Genomic DNA, 16,476 nt, shown 5'->3' with positions numbered 1-16,476 from the left:
CTTCCTTTCGGTTTTAACCGGAAGTTTCTTCCATGTAACTTTTTCTTAATTGTCCACAGGCAGCGTCTATATCTGTTCCCATTTCTCTTCTAATAGTAACATTTATTCCGTATTTTTCAAGTATTAATTTGAATTTGTGGATACTTTCGACCTGTGATTGCTTGTAATTACGCTCTTTAATCGGGTTAACCGGTATAAGATTCACGTGTGCATTTTTACCCTTTAACAGCTTTGCCAGTTCCTTTGCCTGCTCCTCTTTATCATTCTCTCCGGCTATCAGACTGTATTCGAAGGTCATTCGTCTGCCGGTCTTTTCGAAATAATAATCACAGGCTGCCAACACCTCAGCGATAGAATATCGGTTTGCTATGGGCATCAGCTCTTTTCTTGTTGCATCATTTGAAGCATGGAGAGAGAGCGCCAGCGTTATTTGCAGCTCCTCATCCGCCAACTGCCTGATCCTATCTGCCAGTCCGCAGGTTGATACTGTTATGTTTCTCTGACTGATATGAAGCCCCTTATCATCCGTTAATTTCTTAATGAAGGAAACCAGATTGTCGTAATTATCAAGGGGTTCTCCCGTTCCCATAACCACCACGTTAGAAACTCTTTCACCGGTTATCCTCTGTACCATATATATCTGATTCAACATTTCAGAAGCTGTGAGATTTCTCGCAAAGCCATTTAATGTCGAGGCACAGAATCTGCAGCCCATCTTACAGCCTACCTGGGAGGAAATGCATACACTGTTTCCGTGATGATATTTCATAAGTACACATTCTAAAAGGTTGCCATCCTCTAACTGAAATAGGAATTTGGAGGTTTCACCAGTTTTAGAAGTAAGGGTCCTGACAAGGGTCAGCTTCTTAAGATCTGCATTCTCTGTCAGGTATGTCCTTAAAGTTTTTGAAACATTTGACATCTCTTCAAAATCCCAGGCCAGTTTTACATGCAGCCATTCGTAAATTTGCGAAGCTCTGAAAGGTTTCTCACCAGCTTTTGTTATAAAGCTCTTTAACTCCTCCAAATCTAAGGATTTAATATCTGTTTTGTCCATTTTAACCCTTTCGTGAATATCAACTTTAAATGATATTCCTGTATCCGTAGTTGAAAATGTGCTTTTTGTTTTCAACTAACCTCTTCGTGAATATCAATTTCAATTGATATTCCTGTATCCGTAGTTGAAAATGTGCTTTTGTTTTCAACTAACCTCTTTCGCGAATATCAACTTTTCATAAACATTTCAGTTTTTTAAGTCTTGCCATAAAAAAACCGTCTGTATTGTGTATTCCGGGTATTAATTGCAAATACCCCATTTGTTTTGTATCAGAACTGATATTTTCCGGAAGGTATTTTTCAATACTCTCCAGCTGAAACGGAAAATTCCTTACGAACCATTCAACATTATCCAGATTTTCATCCTTATTAACGGTACAGGTGCTGTATATCAAGGTTCCTTCTTCTTTGACATACTGGCTTACTGTTGTTAATATTTCACGCTGCAGCTTGATTAGTTCCTTTTGTTTTTCTTCTGTCATATTATACTTTATGTCAGGTTTCTTTCCAATAACACCAAGACCGGAACAGGGCAGGTCCGCAATCACGATATCTGCCTTCCCAACGCTCTCCTCATCCAGCTCTTTGGCATCCATACAGCATGCTTCTATATTGTCATAGCCCAACCTGGCAATGTTCTCATTGATTAAGGACACCTTATACTCAGTAAGGTCCCTGGCATCCACTTTCCCTGAACCTTTAAGAAGATCTGCCACATGAAGAGATTTACCACCTGGAGCTGCACAGACATCAATAATATAATCTCCTGCTTTTACATCGGAAATAAACCCTATAAGCATGGAGCTTTCATCCTGTACCGTAAATCTGCCATCAGAAAAGGCTTTGATTGCATCCATGGTTTCATAGTTTAACAGCTTAAGTGCCGTATCATTATAAATACCCTTTGCTGCTGCTATATTTTCTTTTTTCAGTATCTCTAATAACTCCTCCGGGGTATTAACAGACTGGTTGACCCTAACTGTAGTTCCTCTGCTCTCTTCAAACTGAGCAGCAAGCATTCCCTTTACTGTCTCATAGGAGTATTCCTTTAACCATTTCTCAATCATCCAGCGAGGTGTTGAATAAGCTACCTCCAGATATCCTATCCGGTCCTTCTGCTCAAGGGAATGGTAATCTTCTTTGGTATTTCTGGCGATATTTCTAAGTACTCCGTTCATAAAACCGGAAAGGCTCTTAAAGCCTCGTTTTCCAGCCAGCTTAACTGCCTCATTGCAGACAGCGCTGTCCGGAACCTGATCCATATATTTTAACTGGTACACAGAAAGACGAAGAAGGGTCCTTATCAATGGCTTCATTTTCCCGACTTTTACACTGGAATAACTATTGATATAAAAGTCCAGGGTTAACAGCCTCTCAAGGGTCCCCTCCACCAGTCTGGTTATAAAGCTTCTGTCTTGTTTGGTAAGATCAGAATACGTTTTTAATGTTCTGTTAAGAAGCGTGTGGCTGAAATCTCCTTTTTCCAGAATCTCTATGAGTATATCCAGAGCAATTTCCCTGGTATTTCTTGTAACCACTTTTGTATCAGTCACGGTTATTGCCTCCGAATATTCTTATTAACCTTAGCAGCTGCAGAACGGATGCTGCCGCACCTGCAACATAAGTAAGTGCTGCAGCGCCTAGAACTTTCTTTGTTATTTGAACCTCTTCACCATATAGAATACCAGAATCATCCAATATCTTTACCGCCCTCCTGGAAGCGTTAAACTCAACGGGCAAGGTTATGATCTGAAACAATACCGCCAGGGAAAAGAGTATAATTCCTGCATAGATTAATGTCTGCGACCAGCTTAAGAAAACTCCCAATATAATCAGAGGCCAGGAAATCTTTGAGCCAAAATTAGCAAGAGGTACGATAGCAGTCCTCAGACGAAGCGGCACATATCCATGCTGGTGCTGGATGGCATGCCCGCACTCATGGGCGGCAACACCAATAGCAGCGACGGAGGAATCACCGTATACACTGTCAGACAATCTCAGCACTTTATTTGATGGATCATAATGATCGGTCAACTTACCATTTATGTGTTCTATGGAAACGTCATAGATACCTGCCTGATTTAAGATTCGCTGTGCAGCCTGGGCACCTGTCATTCCTGACAAGCTTCTGACAGCCGAATATTTCCCGAAGGTCAAATTCACTAAAGCTGAGGCCCCCAGCACAAGTACGGCACCTATTATAACCAAAATATATGTGGGATCCAGTCCGTAAAAATATGGAAACATATAAATTCCTCCTTTTCAAAAACAGTTACCGCATCAGACACTCTTGTAAAACTTTCTGTCCTTTCTGGCAGCTGCTTTTTAGACTTTATTGTAAAACAGTATTTGCTTTCACTTCATATCCCCTCAAAAAGCTTTCTGAAGTCATTCTTTTCTTTCCCTCTAACTGCAGTTCTTTGACAGCAAGAATACCTTCCCCTGTCTGAACCAATACGGCATCTTTTCTTACCGCGATAATTTCACCTGGTGCGCCATTTTCTTGGGCAGGCTCAACATCCGCATCCCAGATCTTAAGCATTTTCCCTTCAAGGAAGGTAAATGCACTAGGCCATGGATTCAATCCTCTGATAAGTCTTTCAATCTTAATGGCAGGCTGGGAAAAATCAATGTGCCCCAGAGATTTATCAAGAATCCTGGCATACATAGAGTTACTGTCCCCCTGCCTGGTTCTTGTTGCTCTTCCTGCTTCGATATCCGCAAGTGCATGAATTAATAAAGGCCCTGCTGCTTCCGCCAGCTTATCATGTAACGTTCCAAAGGTCTCTTTGGGTGAAAGAGTAATTTCCTTTTTGCTGATCATATCACCAGTATCAATTCCCTCATCCATATGCATTATGGTAATACCGGTTTTTTCTTCTCCTTCAATGATACTCCATTGAATAGGTGCTGATCCCCTGTACTTAGGAAGCAAAGAAGCATGTACGTTAATACAACCAAACTTCGGAAGTTCCAAAATAACCTTTGACAGGATCTGGCCAAAGGCTGCCACAACGATAACATCCGGATTTAACTGCTTTAAAATCTCAATAAATTCCGGTTCTTTTACCCGTCTTGGCTGAAATACCGGTATGTTAAGGCTTAATGCCATTTCCTTCACTGCGGAATATTGCACCTGATTGCCTCTTCCCTTCGGCTTATCCTGCTGCGTCACAGCCCCTATAATCCTATGACCGGCTTCATGAAGATCTTTTAAGATAACCGCTGCAATCGCCGGTGTTCCCATATAAACAATATTCATGTGTCTGCTACTCCTTTATTCTTCGGTATTGGAATGAAGCTCTCCGATTACCTTATCTACATACAGCTCGCCATTTAAATGATCGATTTCATGGCAAAGAGCTCTTGCTAACAATTCTGTTCCTTCCACAACAACTTCTTCCATATTTTCATTGAAAGCTTTTACCTTGGCATAATTGGGTCTCTTTACTACCCCTGATTTTCCAGGAACACTAAGACAGCCTTCCTCACCCACCTGCTCGCCGTCAGTTTCTAATATTTCAGGGTTTATAAGTATTATAGGCGAATCACCGTCTTCTGAAACATCAATAACGATAAGACGTTTCAGTATACCCACCTGAGGGGCTGCAAGACCCACACCGTAAGCATCATACATGGTATCTAGCATATCCTGAATCAAAGTCTTAATTTTCGGGGTCATTTCTGTAATTTCTTTTGCTCTCTTATTTAAGATGGAATCTCCGATTTTTCTAATATTGCGAATTGCCATTTCCATTATCCTCTCTTTTAATCTATAAAAACAAGTTTAATTATTATCCAGCCTTCTCACTTCAATAAAAAATGTAAGAATTAACTGATTTTTACTTATCTTCCAAAAACATAATTATTTTATATTACAATTAATGATTAAAGTGCCACCCCCATATTTACACTTCAAGTACAGGCAAATTGCGCAAACCAAAAAAACCATTGCGCCTATGGAAAGGCATTAGAAGCCCTTTTCTCTGGAAACTTTGTGCTATCTTCTCAAACAGATTGTTTGAGTGCAGCGAGTTATCTGTTTAAGAAGATGCCCAGCACAAAATTTCCAGAGAATTAGGACTTCTTATGCCTTGGAATTGAAGCAAGGGGTTTTCTGGTTTGTGCAATTTGCCGTCCCCTTGTGAAAAACTCCCCTTGGCCATCGCTTATCCAAAAACCACCGTTAATCAATTTTATATTACCACTCCATTTTACCTATTTTTATACCGAAAATCAATAACTGTTCATCGGATTAAAGTCAAATTGGACGACAATTCCTTGAAATTTATCAGAAAAACGGTAAAAACCGTCCAAAAAATCCTTAGCAGCAATCAGTCTGTTGTAATCTTCTTCCTTTATATATAAGCAGAACCGGTAAATATCATTGACCTTTGACAGGCTGGCCGGCGAAGGTCCGATAATATGATACTCTTTCAGTTCCTCCTCTTTTTCCCATTGTTTTAAGCTGTCAGTTAAAAACTCAGCTGCTTCTATTCCTTTTCCCTCTTCTTTTGAAGCAATAAGTACTGCAAGAATATGGGAAGCCGGAGGATAGGACATCAATTTGCGAAACAGCATCTCCTGCTTATAAAAGCCTTCATAGTCACCTTTTCCTGCATAAACAATACTATGATGCTCCGGCTGGTAAGTCTGTATCACCACTTCTCCCGGCAGTTCAGCTCTTCCCGCTCTGCCTGCTGCCTGTGTCAGGAGCTGAAAAGTCCTTTCTGATGCACGAAAATCTGCTGCATGAAGGGAAAGATCCGCTGCCAGAATACCCACCAGGGTAACTTTTGGAAAATCATGGCCTTTTACGATCATCTGTGTTCCCACCAAAATATCTGCCTGCCCTTTGGAAAAGGCGGCAAGTATTTCTTCATGACCTCCCTTTTTTTTCGTGGTATCCATATCCATACGAAGAATTCTTGCATAAGGAAATTCTTTTCGTACCATTTCCTCAACCTTCTGAGTCCCGGTGCCAAAAGCTGCTATATATTTCGAGCCACAGGAAGGACAGGTTTTCGGGTAATCCTCCTCATGTCCGCAGTAATGACAGACCATCCTGCCATTGTTATGAGAAGTGAGAGAAATATCGCAATGAGGGCATTTTAAGACAAAACCACAGCTTCTGCAGGAAATAAATCCTGCATAACCTCTGCGGTTGATAAAAAGCATAATCTGTTCTCCCTTTTTCAACCGGTCTTCCATAAGATTTTTTAGTCTTCTGCTGAATATGGATTTATTTCTAGCCTTTAATTCCTCTCGCAGGTCCTCCGTCCAGATAGAGGGCATTTGCCTCGTACCTTCTCTGGCTTCCAGTCGGTAAAGGGTATATTCACCCTCCAGAGCTTTCTTGTAGGATTCCAGGGAAGGAGTCGCAGAACCTAAAAGTACACTGGCTCCCGATAGCCTTGCTCTTTCAATGGCAGTTTCCCTGGCATGATATTTCGGTGGATTCTCACTTTTATAACTTCCTTCATGCTCTTCGTCCATTATTATGAGGCCAAGATTCTTAAAAGGGGTGAAGAGAGCCGATCTGGGTCCAATGATAATATCAATATCACCGTTTTTTGCTCGAAGATACTGGTCATATTTTTCCCCGCCGGACAATTTTGAATTCATAATTGATACACGGTCCCCAAACTTTTGTAAAAAACGCATAACGGTCTGGTAGGTAAGGGAAATTTCCGGTATCAGCACAATAACCTGTTTCCCAAGTCTTAGCATTTCTTCTATTATATTAATATATACTTCTGTTTTACCACTGCCGGTAACACCATATAAAAGGCAGGTCCTTCGTATACCTGCTCTGTAATCTTTGATAAAATCATCCGCTATTTCCTGCTGCTTGTCACTAAGGATTACCGTTTTTTCAACCACCTTATAGTCGCTTACTGGATTTCGATACAAGACATTTGCTTCTGTCTTTATTATACCCAGCTTTTCAAGATCCTTAATGGTAGAGGGAGAGATATTCAGCTTATTCCTGACATATTCATAATCTAGCGCTTCTCCCTTTAACAACTCTTCTATTAAACGGATTCTGCCTTTATTATTTTTACGTTTCTCTGTATTCAGCGCTTCTTTTAGCTCCGGTACTGTCAGAAGCACCTTAATCTTCTTATCCTCTTTTTGCTTAACGATCTTTTTAACAGGAATCACTGTTTTTAGTGCTTCATTCATGGTGGAACCAAACGTGTTCCGCATCCAGGCTGCCAGACTGATCAGCTGACCTTCAATCATCAGAGTATCGTCTGCCAGAGAAGTAATAGGCTTTATAGCTTCTTCTTTCCATTTTGCTTTATCAGACAAACCGGTAATATATCCCTTTATCTGTCTGTTTCCTTTTCCAAAGGGAATGAGCACCTGGGCTCCGATTAAAGCACGGTCTCTAAACGCTTCCGGTATCAGGTATTGATAGGTACGGTCCAGATCTTCATGTGAAATGTCTACTATGATATCTGCATATTTCATTACCTTATCACCACCTTCCTGTATTTCATCTATCTATTGTAATAGCTCTTTTACAATCTCATCGGTCTCCATTCCTCTGGAACCTTTTACCAATATACCGTCTCCAGTCTTCAAGTAACCTTTTAAGAAACTTACTGCTTCTTTATTATTCTCAAAAGAATGGGTCTCGATTTGAGCTTTCTTATCCTGTATCGCCTTTGTGATATAGCGGGCTTCTGTTCCCACCGTAACAACACAGTCAAGGTTTACCTCGGCAATATATTCACCCACTTCATAATGGCATTGCTGTGAAATCTCACCCAGTTCCTTTACATCAGCAAGAACTGCAATACGCCTTGTGACATGCTCCAGTTCTTTTAATACACCTATACCGCTCTTCATGGAATCAGGACTCGCATTGTAGGAATCATCGATTATTTTCATACCATTAGAGCTTACAATCTGGCCTCTCATAGCAATGGGTCTGTAATTCTTAAGTCCTTCTTTTGCTTTGCTTACGGGGATTCCATAATGCCAGGCTATGGCCAGGGCTGCCAGTGCATTATAGACATTGTGAATTCCAGGTACCTTTAGAACAACTACCTCTGAGACGGTTTCTGTAACTATCCCACTATCAGGCAGAAGCTTCTCGGACAGGATATCTGTCTTTAAATCTTTTTTCGTCTTTGGATATGTCACCCGGAAGGTAGTCTCCTCTGCTATGGTTTTAATATCAGAAGCCGTAAAATCATAGCTGCCTTGTATACCATAGGTTATTACCTGGCATTCTTTCAGCTTTTCTGCTGTTAGGGGGGACAGGTCAATGCCTATCTCTCTTTTTTCCCATACCAGTGCAGCTTCTCCCAGCAGATCGTCATCTCCATTTAGAACCAGAACATTACCCTTAACAAAGGAATTGATAATATTCATCTTTTCTTTTCTGATATTTTCCCTGGTTTTTAACTGTGCTATATGAGATACCCCAATGTTGGTCATGACCGCTGCTTCCGGCTGGGCTATGCTGCAAAGCCTAGCCATCTCGCCTTCTTCGCTCATTCCCATCTCTATTACACCCAGTTCATGCTCTTTCTTAAGCTTAAGCATCATTATGGGCAGCCCTACCTGACTGTTCATATTTCCTACGGTTTTAAGCACGTTATGGGATACCTCCAGGGCTGCCGAAACCATTTCCTTTGTCGTGGTCTTTCCAACGCTTCCGGTAATCCCGATCACAGGTATGGGGTATTTTTCTCTATAATAGGTGCCAAGTGCCTGTAACGCCTGTAAGGTATCTTCTACCAGGATGCAGGCTCTGCCTTCTACCTCTGGCAATTCCTTGTGTGACAGACAGGCTGCTGCTCCATGTAAAAAAGCATCCTGAACGTAATCGTGTCCGTCTACTCTCTCACCAACGATAGGGACAAAGAGAGAACCTGCTACTGCTTTCCCGGAATTTGTCAATACCTCCGAAATATTGATGTCCTCATTTCCCCAAAGTAGTTTTCCTTTCGTAGCAAGAACAATTTCTTTTATCTTTAATTCATTCATTTCATTTCTCCATTCCGGTCTTATAGAACAACTTTACCTTCTGCTCTTATTTCATCAACAGCCTGACGAATCAGGTCTCTTTCGTCCATCTTGTATTTAACGCCTTTTACTTCCTGATAATCTTCATGGCCTTTACCTGCAAGGATAATAACATCACCTGCCCTGGCATTTTCAATACAAAATTTTATGGCTTCTTTTCTGTCAATGATTGCAATATATTCGCCCGGACCTTTCTTTACACCGGTTATGATATCCTTTAAGATTTCCTCCGGTTCTTCAAATCTAGGGTTATCAGAGGTAACAACGGTAAGGTCTGCAAGATTTGATGATATTTCACCCATCTCATACCGTCTTAACTTCGAACGGTTACCGCCGCAGCCAAAAAGGCATACCAGTCTTTTGGGTTCATATTCCTTAATGGTAGTAAGCAGGCTTTTCAGGGACATGGCATTATGGGCATAATCTATCATCATGGAAAAATTAGAGGATATGGATACCGGCTCAACTCTTCCTTTTACTTTAACGGATAAAAGAGCTTTCTTTATATTCTCTTCCTTGATTCCAAAATGTCTGCAGATGGCAATGGCCGTCAGCGAATTGTAAACATTAAACTTACCCGGCAGATTTAAATGTACGGAGTAGTTCAGCAGTCCTTTCAAATCATAATTTACACCAAGGCTTCCATCCATCATGTGAAGGTTTATATTGCAAGCCATTAAGTCTGCTTCTTTCTCCAGGCTGTAAGTTTCAAGCTTACAGGAATGTCCCTTTAGTACCTCCTCCATATGAGAATCATCTGCATTTGCAATTCCCACCAGGCACTGTTTAAAGAGAAGCCCCTTGCAAGCCATATATTCTTCAAAATCCTTGTGTTCATCGGGACCGATATGGTCCGGCTCAATATTTGTAAAAATACCGTAATCAAAGGTAAAGCCGCCAACTCTTGAAAGCATCAACCCCTGTGAAGAGACCTCCATAACCACTGCTTCACAGCCCTCTTCGACCATTTTTGCAAAGTACTCCTGAATCTGGTAGGATTCCGGGGTTGTATTGGCTGCCGGAATGACCTTTTCTCCAATAATGACTTCTATGGTTCCCAGAAGTCCTGTTTTAATACCTGCATTTTCCAGGATGGAACGTACCATATAGGAGGTGGTAGTTTTACCTTTGGTTCCGGTAATGCCGATGGTCTTAAGCTTTGCTGCCGGGTGGTCAAAGTAGGCTGCTGAAAGCTCTGCGAGTGCCAGTCTGGTATCTGCAACACGAAGTACCGTAACCTCACCGTCAACTTCCACTTCCTCGGAAACTACCAGAACTCTGGCTCCTTTTTCTGCAACCTCCCTGGCATAATCATGTCCGTCACTCTTAAAACCTTTGATGCATACAAAAACGGAACCTGGGTTTACTTTTCTGGAATCATATACTAGATCCAGAATTTCCATATCCAAAGTCCCTCTTACCAGTGTATATTCAGTTTTTTCCAACAATTTCTTAAGCTGCATAAATACCTCCTCTATAGCCCTGTACTATGGCTGAATTAATATAATATATGAACGGGAAATACTCATATTCCATACTTTGGGCATCCTTGCATTTTCCAACAGAAAAGCCCATCCAAGCTTACCCGGACGGGCTTTATCTCAAGGTAATAGAATACCCATACTTTCATTCATTATATAACACTGGATTTTCCTTGTCAATGTCAGCTGAGGAGTTGTGCAGGACAAATGCAGAAAGGGATGTTGGGGAAACGGACGATAATTGAGAATTTTGTTTTTTCGTTTTGTTACTCAAGGCTCCGTATGCCACTAAAGCGACAGCAGCCGTTCCTGGAAGCGGAAAAAGTGCCAAACTCGCTGGAACGCTGAGGCTTCGGTAGCTTGCTGCTGCTCAGACACTGGCACTTTTTTCGCTAGTCACGGCTGCTGTCACTTAAGTGGCATATGGAGCCTTTCGATACAAAACGCCAAAACAAAATCCTCAATTATCTGTATACTCCCATTATTTCCATTATTTAGTTTCAGGTGTTAGCTGTGAAAGGCACTGCACAGTAAATGATTGAAGGATGTTACTAGAAGAGGAAAATGGAGCTTATGGCATAAGCATTTTTATTTCGCTGCTTCTTTATAAGAACAACAGTAATCACTGTAGGTTCTTACAATAATCTCGAACTTGGAGTCAGCCGGAACCACAAAATTTTCTCCTGTTTTGTAAGTGGTATAGGAGGATTCTCCGGGCAGACAGATATCCATTTCTCCTCCTAGGACTTCCATCAGTTCCTCAGCTCCGGTAGCAAATTCATACTCACCTGCCAGCATAAATCCCAGAGTTTTTCTCTCTCCATTTTTAAAACAAATTGTCCGGCTGTTAACCTTTCCGTCAAAATATACATTTGCTTCTTTTACTACATCCACGTTTTCAAATTTCATTTTCTAAAGTCCCTTCGATTTAGTCGTGCAGGCTTTCATGGCTTCAATTACAGCACTACGAAAACCCTTTTGCTCCAGAACCCTGACAGCCTCTATGGTAGTCCCTCCCGGAGAGCATACCATATCTTTTAATTCACCAGGATGTTTGCCAGTTTCAAGAACCATTTTAGCACTTCCATACACTGCCTGTGCAGCAAATTGATACGCCTGCGCTCTTGGCATTCCATCTGCTACAGCTGCATCTGCCATTGCTTCGATAAACATAAATACATAAGCCGGGGAACTTCCGCTTACAGCTACTACTACATCCATAAGTTTCTCCGGTAATACTTCGGCCTTGCCAAACCCGCTTAATATCCCGCACACCAGCTCCAGTTCTTTCACTGTTACCAGGTCGTTGCTGCAAACTCCTGTTATACCTTCCCCTACCAATGCAGGAGTATTCGGCATACAGCGGATAATTTTTAATGATCTTCCAAAGGTCTTAGACAGCCAGTCAAGGGTTTTACCGGGTGCTATCGTTACTATAATCTGGTTATCCTGTATACAATCCTTGATTTCATTAATCACAGCTTCATAATATTGAGGTTTTACCGCTAAAAACAGGATATCTGCTTCATTTACTACAGTCTTGTTATCACCGCTGACCTTAATTTGTAATTGATCCCTGGCTTTTTCCAGTGCCGGTTCATAAGAATCCGAAGCAAAAATATCTTCTGCACTGCAAATCCCATTAGCCGTTATGCCTCCAATCATAGCCGCTGCCATATTACCGCAACCGATAAATCCTAATTTCATACCATTTCCTTTCTGTACTTTTTATACTTTGTACGAAGAATACTATACTATTTCACCCACTGTAACAGGGTTATTTCATTAGAATGTAACTGAGGACAACCTTAACAATTAATAACTTTTGTATACAGCTCTTATTGTCAGAATGTAAAGTGTTATTCTGAGTATTGGATTATCATAATTGAAGAAAAATCATACTTTGATTCTCAGTTATGGAATGGAGCAGGTTCTGTATGGTCTCTGATCAAGCTCCACAACTCAGTTCAGATTAACATAAGCGCTCAGAAAACCAGATGATATCATTATAGCTCATTCCTCTTGAAGTTGGAGTAGCCTGTGTTACTACAATTAAGGACTTGTCTGGATTAACAAAGATATTTTGCCCACCATAACCCTTGCAGGCATACCAGTTATCGCCACGCCACCATAAATACCCATATCCTATATTAACATTTGATGAGCTAATAGCTTGCTTTATATAATCGGCTGAAATAATTTGCTTACCCTTATAATAGCCATTTTGTAAAAAAAGCTGACCGATTTTTAACATATCTCTTGCAGTGAGGTTTGAATAGCTTTCGTTTTTACCCTCGTCACCATCTGCAACGCTATAATAAACTCTACAATTGCTTTTATACCATCGGTCACTTTTAATTTCAAGAAGCTTATAAAGATTATCATTAATGAAATCGAACATATCCCCACAAGCCGCGTCAAGTACTTTCGCAAGTAAAATAACATCCCATTCTTTGTAATTATATTTTGTACCAGGTCTGTCTACAACAGCACAATCTGCAATATGTGAAATCCAATCCCCGCTATGCCTCATTTGTGTTAACATTGGGCAATGATAATGAACCCCACCATTCCAAAAAATGCCCGAACTCATCGTAAGTAAATGCTTAATCGTAATCATTTTATGAAAAGGGTCACGTCCCTCGTTAAACTCTGGTATAAACTTTGAAACACGCTCTTCTAAGCTTGAAATCAATCCTTTATCTAAGGCAATACCAGCAGCGATAGACATAATACTTTTTGCAACCGATTTTATAGGATTACGACTATTTGCATCGAAATTATTAAAGTAGCGTTCAGCTATAATCTCACTATCCCTGCAAACAATAACGCTATTAATCTGACGATAACGCTTTTGTTTTATATACTCGTCGATCTGTAAATCAATGCTCATTTTAAATACCGTCCAATAATTGAATTTGTATTAGCCTTAAGCTCTAAAGGTGTACCAATTGCAATAACCTCTCCGCCATCACTTCCTCCACCTATACCCATTTCTATAATATAATCACAATTCGAGAGTATATATGGGTCGTGAACAGAAATTCTTCCTTCAAATAATTATACTACTTTATTTATTTTAATTCTACTTCTCATCATTTAATTTACACCAATTTCTTCTAATACTAAAACACCCTTTTTATATCTTTAAAACTTCAGAAAACCCGGCTTGCACTTTGGAAGTTTTTGTCTCGGAAAGGTTCCTTATGACACTTAAACTACAGGAATTGCGCCAAATCCAGAATAAACCACTGTCTGAGCGTACAACACACTCCCGCTGTCACAACCAAATATACGCGAGTTTGGTTTATTCTGGACTGCCTTAAGCAATTTCTGTAGTTTTGTGGAATAAGGGTTCTTCTCCGAACAAAAATGTCTAAAGAGCAAGCCGGGTTTTCGTACACTTCCAAAACCGAAACCTCCTCCTCTTATAAAGGAATTGTAAATAGCATTATACATCTGATTATGCTATACTAAAAAATACTTATAAGCACTACATCAAAATATAATCAACCAGAGTACTGCAACATTGACGGAAAGGAATAATACTATTATGTTCTTTATTATGGGTATTTCACAGGGAGAAAAAAGACTGTCCTTTCATCAGACCATGGTCTGTAAAGCCTGCGGTAAATTTGGCCGGCTGGAGGTCTTTATGACTTATACGAACTTCACTTTATTCTTTCTTCCAATATTCCGCTGGAATGTCAGATATTATGCCACGGCAACCTGCTGTGGTTCCGTATACTTGCTGGACAATGATTTAGGGAAGAAAATTGCCAAAGGAGAAGCGGTTACCTTAACCGATGAAGACCTGACAAACAACGTACATCAAAGTAAATATGGCGGAGATTTGCACTGTTCACACTGTGGATATCAATGCAGTGCTGATTTTACATATTGTCCGAAATGCGGTAACAGACTTCTATAACGAGTCAGCACTTGTCTCAACCAATTAATTCCATATACAAAAAATTGCCGCAGCAGAAAAATCAAATCATCTGCTACGGCAATTATCTTTGTACAAGCTTACTATCAAATTCATCACTCTGGGGAATCAAAGGCTTAAGTACATGGCTTTCATACTGCCAGTAAACCAAAGTCCTATCCTTTAAACTAATACCTCATCAATATTGATGCAAGTGCCAAAAAACCTTGTTTCCATAAAGTATCAGGCGAATTGCACAAAGCTGAAAGAGCGAATGCGCCTATGGAAAGGGATAAGAAGCATGAGTACTTTCTGCTTTGTGCAATTCGCCGTCCCCTTGTAAAAGACCAGCCTTTCACCACTCACTCAATCAACTTCTACCAACGTATGTATTTTATACTACTCCTACCCCTTATAGAAATCTCCTTGCATCTAACTCATTTCTCTTTATTGTGCCTTAAGAACTTCCATCGCAGCTGCATTTGCCGCATTTGCTTTTTCTGTCAGATCCGGTGCAAGGTCATGTGCATTCACACCATTGTTTAATACCTCATTCTCAGCACCTGCATATCCTTCTGCAATAAAGGTACCAAATCCCGGAATAATTGTTCCGCCATAAGGTATCGGTTCTTTGCAATTTGCAAGGAAAGCATCAAAATATGGTCCTCTTCCATAAGCATCGTCTGCTCCAGGGAAGAAGGTTCTCACTTTATCCCAAACTGCAGTACTTAAAGTAATTGGAAGAGCATCCATGGAAAGCTTTGTGCCATCTGCATTAGTCAGTGTACTGTAAGCATCCAGCTTCGCCATCCAGCCTTCTTCGTTCCAGTTCATGAATTTTAATAACTCATAGGCTTCTCTTGGATGTTCAGTAGCAGAAGAAATTCCGCCAAAATCAAGAGTTCCCATGGAATGGCTGCTTGTAGTTCCTTTTGCTCTGGGTACGTTATAAGGAACATATACAAGACCAAGATCTAAGTATTCCTGGGTAGCAAATAAATTATTGAAAGTCCACCATGCATCAAACTGATAAGCAACCTTACCGGAGTAAGCAGCCCACATAGTTCTGTCACCGAAAGCTGCTTCTGCTTCATCTGAATCAAAAGCAGGTGCGTGATATTTACCATTTATAAGCTCAGCCTGCATGTTAAGACCGTCAGCCCAGTTTGTCATATCAAATTTAGTACCGTCCCATCCGAACTCACCCCAAACATTGTCATCAGAGGCAACAGGATACCAGGTTACCATGGTTCTGTACTGGTTAAAACCGTACATTCCCTGCTCGGGAACGGTCATCTTCTTAATGGATTCAACCATATCTTCCCAGGTCCAGTCAGTAGAGGGCATTTCCACATTTAATTTATCAAATACTGTCTTGTTGGCAAATACTACTTCGGGGAAGAATTTAACAGGTGTTGCCCATTTCTTATCCGTTCCGTAATAACCAAACTTTCCATCATTAATGGTTGTCAGGACATTATCCGCTTCCGGATCGTTCTCCCAATACTCTGTCATATCACCTAAAAGCTGATTGTTAATAGCGAAATCACACTCACCTAAAATCCAGAAGGCATCAGGCATCTGACCAGTAGCTACCAGATTTAACAAGGAATCATTGTAACCATCCAAAGCGAGGGTAACAACTTCTACTTTGATATTGGGATACTTCTTCATAAACTGTTCTGCCAGGTGTTTCGTCAGAACTTCATTCTCCCAGGATACATAAGTTAATGTTATTTCATCAGCTGTCATTGGTGGTAAGGATTTTTCAGCAGCTGCAGTTTCACCATCCCCTTCTGCCGGTGTAGTTTCTGCATCGTTTCCCCCATTGTTTGTACTTACTTCCACACCGTTTTTTCCGCCAGTGGTATTTTTGTTACCTGAGCTGCAGGCAGCCATGGAAATAACCATAGTAAGTACAAGTAAAAGACTTAATACCTTTTTCATGTTTTGCATTTAAAACATCCT

At 40.6% G+C, this 16,476-nt stretch carries 13 protein-coding genes; 1 reads left to right on the top strand and 12 read right to left on the bottom strand.

What is annotated here, in order from left to right:
- Positions 1-13: 13 nt before the first annotated feature.
- From rlmN to R2R35_RS22280, 11 genes are all read right to left on the bottom strand, one after another.
- On the bottom strand, positions 14-1,057 hold the full coding sequence (gene rlmN, locus R2R35_RS22330) for a 23S rRNA (adenine(2503)-C(2))-methyltransferase RlmN (RefSeq protein WP_317734843.1): 1,044 nt from the start codon (positions 1,055-1,057) through the stop codon (positions 14-16).
- A gap of 175 nt (positions 1,058-1,232) precedes the next feature.
- The gene (gene rsmB, locus R2R35_RS22325) at positions 1,233-2,609 is read right to left on the bottom strand and encodes a 16S rRNA (cytosine(967)-C(5))-methyltransferase RsmB (RefSeq protein ID WP_317732067.1); all 1,377 of its coding nucleotides are present in this window, start codon (positions 2,607-2,609) and stop codon (positions 1,233-1,235) included.
- Positions 2,602-3,303 carry a zinc metallopeptidase gene (locus R2R35_RS22320; protein WP_317732066.1) on the bottom strand — a complete coding sequence of 234 codons (702 nt, stop codon included), beginning with the start codon at positions 3,301-3,303 and terminating at the stop codon, positions 2,602-2,604. Before R2R35_RS22320 ends, rsmB begins: the two co-directional genes overlap by 8 nt.
- A gap of 85 nt (positions 3,304-3,388) precedes the next feature.
- The gene (gene fmt, locus R2R35_RS22315; protein WP_317732065.1) at positions 3,389-4,318 is read right to left on the bottom strand and encodes a methionyl-tRNA formyltransferase; all 930 of its coding nucleotides are present in this window, start codon (positions 4,316-4,318) and stop codon (positions 3,389-3,391) included.
- Positions 4,319-4,333: 15 nt separating this feature from the next.
- Positions 4,334-4,807 (bottom strand): peptide deformylase, encoded by a 474-nt coding sequence (gene def, locus R2R35_RS22310; RefSeq protein WP_317732064.1) that lies wholly within the window; start codon positions 4,805-4,807, stop codon positions 4,334-4,336.
- Positions 4,808-5,292: 485 nt separating this feature from the next.
- Positions 5,293-7,533, bottom strand: a complete 2,241-nt coding sequence (gene priA / locus R2R35_RS22305; RefSeq protein ID WP_317732063.1) for a replication restart helicase PriA — start codon at positions 7,531-7,533, stop codon at positions 5,293-5,295.
- A gap of 33 nt (positions 7,534-7,566) precedes the next feature.
- Complete coding sequence (locus R2R35_RS22300) at positions 7,567-9,060, bottom strand: UDP-N-acetylmuramoyl-tripeptide--D-alanyl-D-alanine ligase (RefSeq protein WP_317732062.1); 1,494 nt, start codon at positions 9,058-9,060, stop codon at positions 7,567-7,569.
- A gap of 20 nt (positions 9,061-9,080) precedes the next feature.
- Positions 9,081-10,562: a UDP-N-acetylmuramoyl-L-alanyl-D-glutamate--2,6-diaminopimelate ligase gene (locus R2R35_RS22295; protein WP_317732061.1), complete on the bottom strand. Its 1,482-nt coding sequence runs from the start codon at positions 10,560-10,562 to the stop codon at positions 9,081-9,083.
- A gap of 606 nt (positions 10,563-11,168) precedes the next feature.
- A complete protein-coding gene (ppnP, locus tag R2R35_RS22290) occupies positions 11,169-11,489 on the bottom strand; it encodes a pyrimidine/purine nucleoside phosphorylase (protein WP_317732060.1) in 321 nt (106 codons plus the stop codon).
- A gap of 3 nt (positions 11,490-11,492) precedes the next feature.
- Positions 11,493-12,287, bottom strand: coding sequence for a pyrroline-5-carboxylate reductase (gene proC / locus R2R35_RS22285; protein ID WP_317732059.1), 795 nt, complete (start codon positions 12,285-12,287; stop codon positions 11,493-11,495).
- Positions 12,288-12,552: 265 nt separating this feature from the next.
- Entirely contained in the window at positions 12,553-13,473 is a 921-nt protein-coding gene (locus R2R35_RS22280; RefSeq protein ID WP_317732058.1) for a serine hydrolase domain-containing protein, read from the bottom strand.
- 660 nt (positions 13,474-14,133) lie between these two features.
- Between R2R35_RS22280 and R2R35_RS22275 the strand changes: the two genes are divergently transcribed.
- The gene (locus R2R35_RS22275) at positions 14,134-14,511 is read left to right on the top strand and encodes a zinc ribbon domain-containing protein (RefSeq protein ID WP_317732057.1); all 378 of its coding nucleotides are present in this window, start codon (positions 14,134-14,136) and stop codon (positions 14,509-14,511) included.
- A 444-nt stretch (positions 14,512-14,955) separates the two neighbouring features.
- Here the strand turns inward: R2R35_RS22275 and R2R35_RS22270 are convergent, their stop codons facing one another.
- Positions 14,956-16,464, bottom strand: a complete 1,509-nt coding sequence (locus R2R35_RS22270) for an extracellular solute-binding protein (RefSeq protein ID WP_317732056.1) — start codon at positions 16,462-16,464, stop codon at positions 14,956-14,958.
- Positions 16,465-16,476: the final 12 nt, after the last annotated feature.

It is taken from the genome of Anaerocolumna sp. AGMB13020 (assembly GCF_033100115.1).
GTDB lineage: Bacteria > Bacillota > Clostridia > Lachnospirales > Lachnospiraceae > Anaerocolumna.
Note: the sequence above shows the minus strand (reverse complement) of the source record. Positions and strands in the feature narration are given on the sequence as shown.